This window comes from Pseudomonas fluorescens HK44 (assembly GCF_000217955.3).
GTDB lineage: Bacteria > Pseudomonadota > Gammaproteobacteria > Pseudomonadales > Pseudomonadaceae > Aquipseudomonas > Aquipseudomonas fluorescens_AQ.
On sequence record NZ_AFOY02000004.1, the window covers coordinates 562,668 to 575,666 of the forward strand.

Here is a 12,999-nt window from a genome sequence, read left to right on the forward strand (position 1 = left end):
ACGCTTTATAGCGCTGGTCCGACGTCCACCAGTTGCCCCAGGCGACTGCGGGTACGCGCCAGGTCGATGGCGTCACCGCCCAGGTGTTCACGCAACGGCCGTTCGCCGAGCAGGATCAGGCGCTTGTCCTGGTCGTAAAGCACGTCGATCAGGTTGATGAAGCGCTGTTGGGTCGCAATCGAGCAGTCCGCCAGATCTGGCAGTGCGTCGATGATCCAGGTGTCGAAACGTCGGCACAGTTCCAGGTAGTCCATCACAGCCGTAGGTTGTTCGCACAGGTCGTTGAAGGTGAAGGCGATGGTTCGATCCTCGCAATGCAGCGCCTGTAGCTGGCGAGTGCCGACCGGCAAGACGAGGGCCGAAGTGTCCGGTTTTGGCAGCTTCAAGGCCTGGCGTTGCGAGGTCGTGGTCGGCCATCGGTATTCACCCTGGGTAAATACCTGCTGCGTATGGGTTCGCACCTGACTGCGATAATCGTGAGGGCCGCCGACTTCCATGACCCGCATATGCGCATGGATCAGGTCGATGACCGGTTTGAAGCGTGCATGGTAGAGCGGGTTTGGCAACAAGCCCTGAGGCGGGTAGTTGGACGTGAGCAATAGCAGGATGCCGCGCTGGAATAGCGCTTTGAACAAGCGTGCGATGAGCATCGCGTCACCGATGTCATGCACGTGAAACTCGTCGAAACACAGCACCCGACAGTCTTTGAGCCGTTCATCCAGGGTGCTTGCCAGCGCATCGGTGTGGGCTTGATGGAGGAACATGCCCTGATGCAGTTGCGCAAAAAAGTCATGGAAGTGCAGGCGTTGTTTTTCGGCCACGGGCAAGGCCTGGAAAAAGCCATCGAGCAGCCAGCTCTTGCCACGGCCGACGGCGCCGTGCAGGTAGAGGCTTTGAGGTGCCTGTGCAGGGGCACGACTGGCCAGCAGGGCGTTCGCCAACTGGGCCATGCACTCGATCACCCGTTGCTGGCTGTGGCTGAGGGTATAGCCCTGAGCATGAGCCTTGTGGCGAAAGTAGTCGTGGATCATTTGAGCGCTTTCGCCATTGTTTTCAGGAGTGACCAGGGACTTGCCAAGGAGCCTGTGCAGGACCGGCCAACGTGGTTTGAGTCGTGAGCGATCTGGCGGGATAGCCAAGTGTTGTCCCCCGATGGTCTTTATGCCTGCTCCCCCCGAGCGATGGCGGTGCAATTTTAACCAGACGGTGAGTTTTCCTTCCATCTGTGTCGATGAAAGTCAGAGTGGTTCGACAAAAACAGGCGGTTGGTAGAGCTTTTTGCCTTTGAAAATCACTGTGCAGTCGGCCTGATTCGATGTGAGCATTAGAATCTCAGCTCCTGCTTGAGCATCTGCGTCGCCGGATCCCGGGCTTCGCTGACCATCGCGTAGTTGTAACCGGGCCCCGACCAGTACTCGGCCTGCAACTCACCGTCGCTACGACTGCCGCGCGGCAGCAGGTAATTCTTCGGGCCAGGCGGGCGGACGTAAAAACTGATCTTGCGGCCGCTCTGGTCTTCATACATCACCATCGCTGCGGGGCCCTGTTCGGTGCTCAGCAACCGTCCGCTGACCGGTTTGAACCCCGAGTTGGCGAGGTTTGGCAAGCGATCGACCCGGGAAAAATAACGGTCGAGCCAGCCCTGCATATCGCCGTCATCGGTGACCGTGTAATCAGCCTGCAGGATGCCTTGCTGGGCGAACATCCGGTACGCCTGCATCGCATCGGTCATCGGCAGTGCTGCGCCAACCATGGTCATTTCCCGTGCTTGCCAGCCGCCCAGGCCACCGACGCTGACCGCGATCAGCAACACGGCGGCGCTGGCCAAGTGGCGGCGGGACTGTCGTTTCAGACGCTGGCGAATCACGCTGGGGTCGAGGTTCGGGTTGGGCGGTTGCTGCAAGGCGCCGCTCAAGGCAGCGCGCAGTTGTTGGGCGTCCTGTTGCCAGGCCTGAACCTGCTCGGCAACGTGCGGAGTGGCCGCCAGGTAGGTTTCCACCAGTCGCCGGTCCGCGTCGTCGAGTTGATGGTCGACGTAGGCGTGCAGGTCACTGACGCTTGGGGGCATGCTGATCATTTGAGTATCCGCAAAGAGGGGCTGGTAATTTCGCCGTCGCTGAGCTGGCGCAAGGCCTGGCGAGCGCGGGACAGGCGAGACATCACGGTGCCGGTAGGAACGTCGAGAATCTCGGCGACCTCCTTGTAACTCAAGCCTTCCACCGAGACCCAGAGCAACAGCGCGCGTTGCTCGGTGGTCAGTTTATCGAAGGCTTGCAGCGTCGATTGCGCCAACACCGTGCGCTCGACCGAGGGCTGGGCGTCGTCGCGACCGGTGAAGAACTCAAGCATTCGCGCATAGCGCCTTGAGCGTCGATGGGCGTCGAGAAACTGTCGATACAGAATCGAAAACAGCCAGGCGCGCACGTCGCCGTCCGGGCGTTTGTCACCCCAACCCGACAGCGCCCGCTCCAGGCACGACTGCACCAGATCGTCAGCGTTGCTGGGATTGCGCGTCAGCGACACGGCAAAGCGCCGTAGTCTGGGGATGAGTTCACGTAACGGTTCGTCAAGATCGTTCATGGAATGCTGGCTAGTCATTACGCTTTGGATCAGGAAGACGCCCGGCAGTGGAGGTTATTCCAGCATTGGAAAAATAAATATCGGGTCATGGAATAAACCTCAGCGGGCTTCGTCTGATTGATCCTTTCCACCGGTGGCCCACGGCCCTGGAGATGTTCACATGGTTGATCGTTCACCGCCGCCACGGCCTGACAAAATCCCCCTGAGCCGCGCGAGCATAGCCTTGCGCCTGGCCGGTATCGGCGCGGTAGTCGCCGCACTGGCCGGGGCCTTTGCCTACGTCAATGGCACGTTTGACCCGCAGCGTCTGACACCAAGAGCGTTGGTCGACGTGTTGGAGAAAAACAATGGCGTACACCCGGGCTTTCGGCGCAATCACGCCAAGGGTGTGTGCGTGGCCGGGTATTTTGAAAGCACCAGCGAGGCGCTCCCGTATTCAACCGCCCAGGTCTTCAGCGCGGCGCGAACGCCGGTTGTCGGGCGGTTCGCGTTGCCTAGTGGCAATCCTTACGCGCCGGACAGCAGCGTGCCGATCCGCAGCCTGGCGTTGCGCTTTAAGCAGGCCAACGGTCAGCAATGGCGCACGGGAATGAACAGCATGCCGGTGTTCCCGGTGGGCACACCTGAAGCCTTCTATCAGTTACAACAGGCCCAGACACCTGATCCGGCTACCGGCAAACCCAATCCTGCGAGGGCCCCGGCATTTTTTGCCACACACCCGGAAACCGCGCCTTTCCTGCAATGGGTCAAGACAGCCAAGCCGTCGGCCAGTTACGTGACCGAGACCTACAACGGCATCAACGCTTTTTATCTGGTCAACGCCGCGGGTCAGCGTCAGGCGGTGCGCTGGAGCGTGGTCCCCGTGGCGCGAGATGCGGTCGGCGCCAGTGCCCCTGAAGGTGCGGACTTTCTTGAAAAGGATCTGCTCCAGCGCTTGAAGAGCGGGCCGCTGCGTTGGCAGCTGAATATCACGCTGGCCACGGCTGCTGACCCGACCAACGACGCCAGCAAGGCCTGGCTGGGTGAGCGCAAGGTCCTGAACGCCGGAACGTTGGTGCTGGAAAGCGCCCAGGCGCAAAACGATGGCGAATGCCGCGACATCAATTACGACCCGTTGGTCTTGCCGAGCGGTATCGAGGGTTCCGAGGACCCGTTGCTGGCCGCACGTTCGGCGGCTTATGCCCGTTCTTACCTGCGTCGTACCGCTCAGGTCGACCAGTTACCCACTGCCAAACAGGAGTCGCCACAATGAGCGCGTACCCTCATCATTTCACTCCGCTGGCGCGGCTGCTGCATTGGCTGATGGCCGTGATGATCATCGCCATGTTGTTTATCGGTGCCGGCATGGTCGCGTCAGTCTCCGAACGCCATGAATGGCTGATCCATCTGCACAAACCTTTGGGTATTGCGATTTTGCTGTTGGTGATCGTGCGTCTGTTTGTACGCTTCTCGACTCGCCAGCCGCCGCTGCCGGCAGACTTGCCGGGCTGGCAGGCATTGGCGGCCAAGGCATCGCATGGGCTGCTTTACGCGTTGATGCTGATCTTGCCGTTGCTGGGCTGGGCGATGATGTCGGCAGCCGGGGATCCGGTGATGCTCGGCAGTTCGTGGCAGTTACCCTCGATTGTGCCGGCGAATGCGCTGCTGTTCGCCTTCCTGCGTACGGCCCACGGGTATCTGGCGTACGTGCTGTTTCTGACCGTTCTGTCGCACCTGGCAGCGGCGTTGTTCCATGGCTGGGTGCGTCGTGATGGGGTGTTGCAAAGCATGTTGCACGGCAAGGATCGCTGATCGGCTGACACGGCGCATCGCTCAGGTGCGCCGCTTTTCAGCGTCAGCAGCCTATACACCAACGCCACGGCATTGCCCCCTGCACCCAGCCATGGAACAGCGCCGTCGAGTGAAAAATGGCTGCACGTCGTACCGGCATGCAGCCATTTTGAGGCATCAACGCAGGGTGCCGACCATCTCTGCAATCGTCGACAACACATCCTTGCCCAACTGCATCGAACGCTTGCCCGACCAGCCGGTGAGTGCATTCGGTGCGTCGTTGTTGTCCTTGAATGGCATTTCCAGCGTCAACGACAGGCAATCGAATTTCTCGCCAACGCTGTTGCAGGCCAGGGTCATGTTGGCCTTGCCGGGGAGGTCGCGGGTGTAGCCGTGGGTGGTCTGGAAGTCGCGGGTCAAGCGTTTCAAATGACTGCGAAAGTGCTCTTCGAGCTCTGCGATTCGCGGCGTGTAGCCCGGGTTGCCTTCGCAGCCAGCAGTGAAGACGTAGGGGATTTCTTCATCGCCATGGATATCGAGGAACAGGTCGACGCCGTACTTTTCCATTTGCTGTTGAGCGAAAAGTACTTCCGGGCTGGTGTCCTGGCTTGCGCTCTGCCAGGCGCGGTTGAGGTCTTTGCCCATCGCGTTGGTCCGCAAGTGACCATGGAAGGCGCCGTCCGGGTTCATGTTCGGCACCAGGTACAAATCGGCACTGGCCAGCAGTTTGTTCAACTCAGGATCATTGTGCTGTTGCAGACGTTCGATGACACCCTCCATGAACCACTCGGCCATGTGTTCGCCGGGATGCTGCTGGGCGATGATCCAGACCTTGCGCTGGCCCTCGGCGCCGCTGCCTTTGCGCAACAATTGAATATCACGACCTTCGACGCTTTTGCCGGTGGCCAGCAGTTCGGTGCCAGCCTTGCTCAACGCTTGGTCGATCAGCCAATCGTGGCGTCCGCGGCTGTACGGTTCAAAGTAGGCGAACCAGGCGTGAGTCTCGGTGGCTTCGAGGCTGAAGCGCAGGCAGTCGCCTTCAAATATCGTCGGCACACGGAACCAGTTGACGTGGTCATACGAGGCCACCGCCTGGTAACCGTCCCATGCCTTGTGATAGGAGGATTTACTGGCGTTGTTCAGTCGAAACCAATGTTCCTGGCCGACGTGCAGACCACTGGCCTTGAAGTGAAACCACTGGAAATGCTGACTGCGGGTATCGGGTTTGATGGCCAGCAAGGCCTGTAACGGATTGCTGAGGTCCAGCACCTCGATGTTGCCGCTGTCGAAGTTGGCGGTGATCTCAAAGGAGCGGTGAGCCACGGTCATAATCTATTCCTGAGTATGATTTTTATGGCTGTTACTTTACACGCTAGGGGGTGAAAACCGAGGGCAATTTGCGGAGGGGATAAACAGGGGGCGTCGTCCTTGACGCAGCCGCAGCTTAGTGTTTATGAGATTTATTCTCAAGTGCTGCTTTTGGCGGCCTCAAGCCCGTGCTTGAGCGGTTTATTGCAAAAAGATGTTCTTTTGATATCATCCGCGCCATCGAATTCAGCAGCACCCGACTTCATTAGCCTGAAGCCATAGCCAGAATAACTGGCAAAAAAAGACCCGGCAAAAAGCCGGGTCAAAAACCGTGATTAGCCTGATGAGGAGATATTCCAGGAGTCCGACCTAAGGTCTCTTGGTCTATCGACTGATCTCGCGACCAGCTGCATGCAATAATAATCATTATCATTTGCAAGTCAAATGTTTTCACCCGCCTCATTGGAAAATTTTCCTGTGGCGTCCCCAAACGTCTGCGGGTTGACTCAAATCGCAGCGTTATCTAATCGTTTTTTCCTGTTCAATCTTTCTGGTCACCGTCCAAAGACCTGTCCACCATGGCCTTGGCCATGTCGATCATGTGTACCACTGAAAATGCCAGATCGCGGCTTGCGCCATGCAGGTTGTCTGCTGACTCGTAAGCGGTCGCGGCCGCACAGCGCAGCAAGTCCGATGCGTGGACCAGAGCTTCTTCGCTGCTGATGTTACGGTTTACATCGAAGAATCGTTCTGCGACTTCGAATTCTGAAACAGTTGGTTTCAAGTAATAATCCAGGGCGCGTTGGGCTGCTGCACAGCCTTTGAGCGAGGTGAAGTTCGTGTCGATTTCTTGTTCGGCCGTGTCTTTGCGGGTGATGTCCATGGTGGGTAATGCTCCGTGGGTGGGGCGATTGAATAATCCGAATACTAGTACAATATGTATTTATGACCAGAAATTAAATACTACAATGTGTGTGTTGAGGGTCCGACTACACGAAGTATTGTTCCGCCCATGGATAAATGGATTGAGTTGGTCAAGGCCAAGATGAGTGAACTCAAAATCACTCAGGAAAAGCTCGCAGAGCGTCTCGCAATGTCTCAGGGCGGCGTCGGCCATTGGCTGAACAAGCGTCGCCAGCCCAGCCTCGAGGATATGAACCGGGTGCTTCGGGAATTGGGACTGGGGTTTCTCGAAGTCGCCCTGGTGATCAGGGAACCCGAGCTTGCGAATGACGAGCCGCAAGAGGGCGATTACGAAGTGTCGCTGGCGCAAAAGTACAACCCGTACTTCCGCTACCCGGTCAGTGACTGGCATGGTCTCAGTGAGGTGCGAGAGGCTGCGCCGGCTGCTTATGCCAAGGGACGTCACGAGTTATCGGATTATCACGCCCAAGGCCCGGCGTTCTGGCTGGTCGTGGTCGGCGATGCGATGACCGCACCGAGCGGTATCAGTATTGCGCAAGACATGCTGATTCTGGTCGACCCGGCGGTTGAAGCCGTGCCCGGCAAACTGGTGATCGCGCAATGGTCGGACAGCGCCGAAGCGACGTTCCGCAAGTTGATCGAAGAGGGCGGTCAACGGTATCTCGTGCCGCTGAACCCGACTTACCCGAAAGCCCTGTTTACCGATGAGTGCCAAATTATTGGTGTAGTGGTGCAGGCAACTGCCAAGTTCTAGTCAGACAGGTCCTACGGCGTAGGACCTGTCATCAGACCGCGATTATTCCAGCTCTACCAGCGCGCTGCCTTCGTTGACCATCTCGCCTTCCTGGCAATACAAGGCTTTGACCACGCCTGCATGGGGCGCACGAATGCTGTGTTCCATTTTCATGGCTTCCAGCACCACCAGTTGCGCACCGGCTTCGACCGCCTGCCCTGGCGCTACCAATACACGAACGATGCTGCCATTCATTGGCGCGGTCAGGCCGCCCTGATGACTATGGCTGGCTTCCACCGCGGCGATAGGGTCGTAAGACTTGATGCCGCGCAGCTCACCTTCCCATTGCAGGTACAGGGTTTCACCATGACGGATGGCGCGATGCTGGCGGCGCACGCCGTGATGCTCGACCAGCAATTGCTCACCGTTGAGCTCGGCGTTACGGGTGCCGGCCGGTGCCAGGGTGATTGCCCGGTCCTGGTCTTCGCAGCTCAAGTGCAGCGTGGTTTCTGCCGGCAACCCGGCACGGAAACCGCTGCCAACGGCCCATGGCGAACCCGGGTCATCAGCGCGTACGTGGTGTGCCTGGTTTTGCGCAAAGGCTTGAGCAGCGACTTGCCAGAATTCGTCGCTGAGTTCGTTTGGCGCTGGCAGCAATTGTTCCTGATAACGTGGGATGAATCCGGTGTCGAGCTCAGCCGCTGCGAAGGCCGGGTGTCCGATGATTCGGCGCAGAAAACTGATATTGGTCTTCAGCCCGCCAATGGCGAACTCGTCAAGCATGCTCAGCAGCCTCAGACGTGCCTGTTCGCGGTCCTCGCCCCAGGCGATGAGCTTGCCGAGCATCGGATCATAGAACGGCGAAATGCTGTCGCCTTCCTCGACACCGCTGTCGACGCGCCGACCCGGCCCCGCGGCTGGCTCGCGGTACAGCGTCAGGTGTCCGGTGGCCGGCAAGAAGTCATTGCTTGGGTCTTCGGCATACAAACGCACTTCAATTGCATGGCCGAGCAACGGCACCTGTGCCTGAGTCATGGGCAGCGGCTCGCCTTGGGCGACGCGAATCTGCCACGCCACCAGGTCGAGACCGGTGATGGCTTCCGTGACCGGGTGCTCGACCTGCAGGCGTGTGTTCATCTCCATGAAGAAGAACTCACCGCGTGAATCCAGCAGAAACTCCACGGTGCCTGCGCCGACGTAACCGATCGCTTGCGCCGCGCGGACTGCCGCTTCACCCATGGCTTTGCGCAGTTCCGCGCTCAGGCCGGGCGCCGGCGCCTCTTCGACGACCTTCTGGTGACGACGTTGAATCGAGCAATCACGTTCGTTGAGGTACAGGCAGTTACCATGCTGATCAGCAAAGACCTGGATTTCCACATGCCGTGGTTTGAGCAGGTATTTTTCCACCAGCATCCGCGAATCGCCAAACGAAGATTGGGCTTCACGCTGCGCCGAGGCCAGGGCTTCGGCCAGTTGGCTGACGTCCTCGACCACTTTCATGCCTTTACCGCCACCGCCGGCAGTCGCCTTGAGCAGCACCGGATAGCCGATGCGCTCGGCGGCATCGCGGAAGGTTTCCAGGTTCTGGGCCTCACCGTGATAACCCGGCACCAACGGTACGCCTGCGGTTTCCATCAAGGCTTTGGCAGCGGATTTGCTGCCCATGGCGTCAATGGCCGAAGCGGGTGGGCCGAGGAAAATCAAACCGGCGGCTTCAATTGCACGCGCGAATCCGGCGTTCTCCGAGAGAAAGCCATAACCCGGGTGAATCGCCTGAGCGCCGCTGGCCTTGGCGGCAGCGAGCAGTTTGTCGATTTGCAGGTAGCTGTCAGCCGCTTTGCTGCCACCCAGATCGACGCGGATATCGGCTTCGCGACTGTGCCGCGCATCACGATCGGTGGCGCTGTGCACGGCCACGGTGGTCAGGCCCAGCGCCTTGGCGGTGCGCATCACTCGGCAGGCAATTTCGCCACGGTTGGCCACCAGCAAGGTGGTGAGAACAGGGGCGCTCATCAACGCAGCTCCTTGGTAGTGGATTCGGGCTGCCAACTTGGCGGACGTTTCTGCAGGAACGCTCGCAAGCCTTCCTGACCTTCGGGGCTGACGCGAATGCGGGCGATCGCGTTTTCACAGTAGCGGCGCAACGCCGGGTTCAGGGCACCGTTGCCGACTTCACGCAGCAGCTCTTTGCTTGAGCGCATGGCGTGTGGGCTGTTGAGCAACAGATTGTTGATCCACTGTTCGACCTGCGACTCCAGTTCGCTGGCCGGATAGCTTTCGCTGAGCAGGCCGATTTCTTGAGCACGTTGACCACTGAAACGTTCAGCAGTCAGTGCATAACGGCGTGCGGCCCGTTCGCCGATGGCTTGCACAACGAAAGGGCTGATCACCGCCGGCGCCAGGCCGATGCGCACTTCCGACAGGCAGAATTGCGCGTCATCGGCACCAATCGCCATGTCACAGCAACTGATCAAGCCCAATGCGCCGCCATAGGCCGCACCCTGGACTACCGCCAGCGTCGGGATTTTCAGCTTGGCCAGGTTGTACATCAACTCAGCCAGCTCGCGGGCATCGTCAAGGTTGGTGTGGTAATCGAGTTCGGCCGATTGCTGCATCCAGGCCAGGTCGGCGCCAGCGCTGAAATGCTTGCCACGCCCGCGCACCAGCAGAAAACGCAGGCTCGGGTTGCTCTGGACCTTGTCCAGCGCGAGGATCAGTTCGCGGATCATTTCGGCGTTGAAGGCGTTGTTTTTCGCCTCGCGACTCAGCCACAGCGTGGCGAAACCACGCGGGTCGGTCAGCAGTTCCAGGGTATTGAAGTCGCTCATGGTTTTCTCCAGATCACATCCGGAACACGCCGAAGCGGCTCGGTTCGATAGGTGCATTCAGCGATGCGGACAAGGCCAGGGCCAGTACGTCGCGGGTTTGCGCCGGGTCAATGACGCCGTCGTCCCACAACCGGGCGCTGGAGTAGTAGGGGTGGCCCTGTTCTTCGTACTGATCGAGAATCGGTTGTTTGATCTCGGCTTCTTGAGCGTCGGAGAAAGGATGACCGCTGCGTTCCGCCTGTTCGCGCTTGACCTGCACCAGCACGCCCGCAGCTTGCTCGGCGCCCATCACGCCGATTCGCGCGTTTGGCCACATCCACAGGAACCGTGGATCGTAGGCCCGTCCACACATGCCATAGTTGCCGGCCCCAAAGCTGCCGCCGATGATCACGGTGAATTTCGGCACCTTGGCGCAGGCCACGGCGGTTACCAGTTTTGCGCCGTGCTTGGCAATGCCGCCGGCTTCGTATTTCTGACCGACCATGAACCCGGTGATGTTCTGCAGGAACAGCAAGGGAATCCCGCGCTGGCAGGCCAGTTCGATGAAGTGCGCGCCTTTCTGCGCGGCTTCGGCGAAAAGGATGCCGTTGTTGGCGAGAATTGCGATCGGGTAGCCGTGCAGGTGCGCGAAACCACAGACCAGCGTCGTACCAAACAGCGCTTTGAACTCATCAAACACTGAGCCGTCGACCAGGCGTGCGATGACTTCACGCACATCGAACGGCTGCTTGGCGTCGGCCGGCACTACGCCGTACAACTCATCGGCGGCAAACAGCGGGGCGATCGGCGTGCGTTGCTGCAACTCCCCAAGCTTGCGCCAGTTGAGATTGGCAACGCTGCGCCGAGCTAGCGCCAACGCGTGTTCGTCGCTGTCGGCATAGTGGTCGGCGACACCGGAAATCTTGCAGTGCACATCGGCACCGCCCAGGTCTTCGGCACTGACCACTTCACCGGTCGCAGCTTTCACCAGCGGTGGGCCGGCAAGGAAAATCGTCGCCTGCTGACGGACCATGATCGCTTCATCGGCCATGGCCGGCACATAGGCGCCACCGGCAGTGCAGGAGCCCATGACCACAGCGATCTGCGGGATGCCCATGGCGCTCATGTTGGCCTGGTTGAAGAAGATCCGTCCGAAGTGCTCACGGTCAGGGAACACTTCATCCTGACGCGGCAGGTTGGCGCCGCCGGAGTCCACCAGGTAGATGCACGGCAGGCGATTCTGTTGGGCGATGGTCTGGGCGCGCAGGTGTTTTTTCACCGTCAGCGGGTAGTACGAGCCGCCTTTCACGGTCGCGTCGTTGGCGACGATCATGCACTCTACGCCTTCGACCCGGCCGATGCCGGCGATCACTCCGGCGGCGGGGACATCTTCGCCATAGACCTCGTAAGCGGCCAGTTGGCTGATTTCCAGAAAGGGCGAACCAGGGTCGAGCAGGCGATTGATCCGCTCACGGGGCAGCAGTTTACCGCGTGAGGTATGCCGTTCCTGGGCTTTGGCACCGCCGCCTTGCTGGACCTGGGCGAGCAGGGTGTGCAGCGCGTCGACTTGTGCAAGCATCGCCGCGCTGTTGGCCGCGAACTCCGCCGAACGGGGGTTGAGCTGGGTGTGCAGGATTGCCATGGACAGCTCCGTTAGCGGGTTTCGTTGAAGAGTTCGCGGCCGATCAGCATGCGACGGATCTCGCTGGTGCCCGCGCCGATTTCATACAGCTTGGCGTCACGCAGCAAGCGGCCTGCCGGGAATTCGTTGATGTAGCCGTTGCCGCCCAGAATCTGGATCGCGTCGAGGGCCATTTGCGTGGCGCGTTCGGCGCTGTAGAGGATCACGCCGGCAGCGTCCTTGCGGGTGGTTTCGCCGCGCTCGCAAGCTTGGGCCACCGTATACAGGTAGGCGCGGCTGGCATTGAGTTGGGTGTACATGTCGGCGACCTTGCCCTGGATCAGCTGGAATTCGCCGATGCTTTGGCCGAACTGTTTACGGTCGTGGATGTACGGGACGATAAGGTCCATGCAGGCCTGCATGATCCCGGTTGGCCCGCCGGAGAGCACCACGCGCTCATAGTCGAGGCCGCTCATCAGCACTTTCACGCCACCGTTGAGCACGCCCAGGATGTTTTCTTCCGGGACTTCAACGTCATCGAAGAACAGCTCGCAGGTGTTCGAACCGCGCATGCCGAGCTTGTCGAATTTGTTGCTGCGGCTGAAACCTTTCCAGTCGCGTTCGACGATAAATGCGGTGATCCCATGCGGGCCTTTATCCAGGTCGGTCTTGGCGTAGATCACGTAAGTGTTGGCGTCCGGGCCGTTGGTGATCCAGGTTTTGCTGCCGTTGAGCACATAGTGGTCGCCACGTTTGTCGGCGCGCAGTTTCATCGAAACCACGTCGGAGCCGGCGTTCGGTTCGCTCATGGCGAGGGCGCCGATGTGCTCGCCGCTGATCAGCTTTGGCAGATAGTTGGCTTTCTGTTCGTGGGTGCCGTTGCGGTTGATCTGGTTGACGCAGAGATTGGAATGCGCGCCGTAGGAAAGGGCGACGGAGGCCGAGCCACGGCTGATTTCTTCCATGGCCACCACGTGCGCCAGATAGCCCAGGCCGGCGCCGCCGTATTCTTCTGGAACGGTAATCCCCAGCAACCCCATGTCGCCGAATTTACGCCACAAGTCAGCCGGGAACAGGTTATCGATATCGATCTGTGCTGCGCGCGGGGCGATCTCTTTGCTGACAAAGGAGCGGACCTGGTCACGCAGCATGTCGATGGTTTCGCCGAGGGCGAAGTTCAGGGTCGGATAGCTCATGGGGCACCTTCAAGCTTGTTTTTATAAATGGAGAATCGGCCTGCACAGCGCGCCGAATCG

General features: G+C 59.7%; 12 protein-coding genes. 3 read left to right on the top strand and 9 right to left on the bottom strand.

Translation table 11 applies throughout. From position 1 onward, the window contains the following. Window positions 1-5 precede the first annotated feature (5 nt). The 3 genes from zapE to HK44_RS04540 form a co-directional block, all read right to left on the bottom strand. Window positions 6-1,031: a cell division protein ZapE gene (gene zapE, locus HK44_RS04530; RefSeq protein WP_019689581.1), complete on the bottom strand. Its 1,026-nt coding sequence runs from the start codon at window positions 1,029-1,031 to the stop codon at window positions 6-8. Between the two features lie 293 nt (window positions 1,032-1,324). After that, window positions 1,325-2,077: an anti-sigma factor family protein gene (locus HK44_RS04535; RefSeq protein WP_019689582.1), complete on the bottom strand. Its 753-nt coding sequence runs from the start codon at window positions 2,075-2,077 to the stop codon at window positions 1,325-1,327. Then, complete coding sequence (locus HK44_RS04540) at window positions 2,074-2,580, bottom strand: RNA polymerase sigma factor (protein WP_019689583.1); 507 nt, start codon at window positions 2,578-2,580, stop codon at window positions 2,074-2,076. Before HK44_RS04540 ends, HK44_RS04535 begins: the two co-directional genes overlap by 4 nt. Window positions 2,581-2,740: 160 nt before the next feature. Here HK44_RS04540 and HK44_RS04545 point away from each other — a divergent pair, with 160 nt between their 5' ends. Both HK44_RS04545 and HK44_RS04550 read left to right on the top strand, forming a co-directional pair. Then, window positions 2,741-3,832: a catalase family peroxidase gene (locus HK44_RS04545; RefSeq protein ID WP_019689584.1), complete on the top strand. Its 1,092-nt coding sequence runs from the start codon at window positions 2,741-2,743 to the stop codon at window positions 3,830-3,832. Next, a complete protein-coding gene (locus HK44_RS04550) occupies window positions 3,829-4,371 on the top strand; it encodes a cytochrome b (RefSeq protein ID WP_019689585.1) in 543 nt (180 codons plus the stop codon). Before HK44_RS04545 ends, HK44_RS04550 begins: the two co-directional genes overlap by 4 nt. Before the next feature lie 156 nt (window positions 4,372-4,527). Here HK44_RS04550 and HK44_RS04555 read toward each other — a convergent pair whose 3' ends face one another. After that, complete coding sequence (locus tag HK44_RS04555; protein WP_019689586.1) at window positions 4,528-5,679, bottom strand: M14 family metallopeptidase; 1,152 nt, start codon at window positions 5,677-5,679, stop codon at window positions 4,528-4,530. Between the two features lie 520 nt (window positions 5,680-6,199). Next, a complete protein-coding gene (locus HK44_RS04560) occupies window positions 6,200-6,541 on the bottom strand; it encodes a DUF6124 family protein (RefSeq protein ID WP_019689587.1) in 342 nt (113 codons plus the stop codon). A gap of 129 nt (window positions 6,542-6,670) precedes the next feature. Between HK44_RS04560 and HK44_RS04565 the strand changes: the two genes are divergently transcribed. Next, window positions 6,671-7,336, top strand: a complete 666-nt coding sequence (locus HK44_RS04565; protein ID WP_019689588.1) for a LexA family protein — start codon at window positions 6,671-6,673, stop codon at window positions 7,334-7,336. A gap of 42 nt (window positions 7,337-7,378) precedes the next feature. Here the strand turns inward: HK44_RS04565 and HK44_RS04570 are convergent, their stop codons facing one another. Genes HK44_RS04570 through HK44_RS04585 form a run of 4 tightly spaced genes read right to left on the bottom strand, consistent with a single transcriptional unit; the run spans window position 7,379 to window position 12,939 of the window. Continuing rightward, on the bottom strand, window positions 7,379-9,328 hold the full coding sequence (locus tag HK44_RS04570; protein ID WP_019689589.1) for an acetyl/propionyl/methylcrotonyl-CoA carboxylase subunit alpha: 1,950 nt from the start codon (window positions 9,326-9,328) through the stop codon (window positions 7,379-7,381). Beyond that, a complete protein-coding gene (locus tag HK44_RS04575; RefSeq protein ID WP_019689590.1) occupies window positions 9,328-10,143 on the bottom strand; it encodes a gamma-carboxygeranoyl-CoA hydratase in 816 nt (271 codons plus the stop codon). Before HK44_RS04575 ends, HK44_RS04570 begins: the two co-directional genes overlap by 1 nt. Window positions 10,144-10,156: 13 nt before the next feature. Beyond that, complete coding sequence (locus HK44_RS04580; RefSeq protein ID WP_019689591.1) at window positions 10,157-11,764, bottom strand: carboxyl transferase domain-containing protein; 1,608 nt, start codon at window positions 11,762-11,764, stop codon at window positions 10,157-10,159. A gap of 11 nt (window positions 11,765-11,775) precedes the next feature. Then, window positions 11,776-12,939 carry an isovaleryl-CoA dehydrogenase gene (locus HK44_RS04585; RefSeq protein ID WP_019689592.1) on the bottom strand — a complete coding sequence of 388 codons (1,164 nt, stop codon included), beginning with the start codon at window positions 12,937-12,939 and terminating at the stop codon, window positions 11,776-11,778. Between the last annotated feature and the right edge of the window lie 60 nt (window positions 12,940-12,999).

Coding starts and splice junctions, on each gene's coding strand:
- zapE (WP_019689581.1), bottom strand. CDS start 1,031: ATGATCCACGACTACTTTCGCCACAAGGCTCATGCTCAGGGCTATACC.
- HK44_RS04540 (WP_019689583.1), bottom strand. CDS start 2,580: ATGAACGATCTTGACGAACCGTTACGTGAACTCATCCCCAGACTACGG.
- HK44_RS04570 (WP_019689589.1), bottom strand. CDS start 9,328: ATGAGCGCCCCTGTTCTCACCACCTTGCTGGTGGCCAACCGTGGCGAA.
- HK44_RS04580 (WP_019689591.1), bottom strand. CDS start 11,764: ATGGCAATCCTGCACACCCAGCTCAACCCCCGTTCGGCGGAGTTCGCG.
- HK44_RS04575 (WP_019689590.1), bottom strand. CDS start 10,143: ATGAGCGACTTCAATACCCTGGAACTGCTGACCGACCCGCGTGGTTTC.
- HK44_RS04560 (WP_019689587.1), bottom strand. CDS start 6,541: ATGGACATCACCCGCAAAGACACGGCCGAACAAGAAATCGACACGAAC.
- HK44_RS04550 (WP_019689585.1), top strand. CDS start 3,829: ATGAGCGCGTACCCTCATCATTTCACTCCGCTGGCGCGGCTGCTGCAT.
- HK44_RS04585 (WP_019689592.1), bottom strand. CDS start 12,939: ATGAGCTATCCGACCCTGAACTTCGCCCTCGGCGAAACCATCGACATG.
- HK44_RS04555 (WP_019689586.1), bottom strand. CDS start 5,679: ATGACCGTGGCTCACCGCTCCTTTGAGATCACCGCCAACTTCGACAGC.
- HK44_RS04565 (WP_019689588.1), top strand. CDS start 6,671: ATGGATAAATGGATTGAGTTGGTCAAGGCCAAGATGAGTGAACTCAAA.
- HK44_RS04535 (WP_019689582.1), bottom strand. CDS start 2,077: ATGATCAGCATGCCCCCAAGCGTCAGTGACCTGCACGCCTACGTCGAC.
- HK44_RS04545 (WP_019689584.1), top strand. CDS start 2,741: ATGGTTGATCGTTCACCGCCGCCACGGCCTGACAAAATCCCCCTGAGC.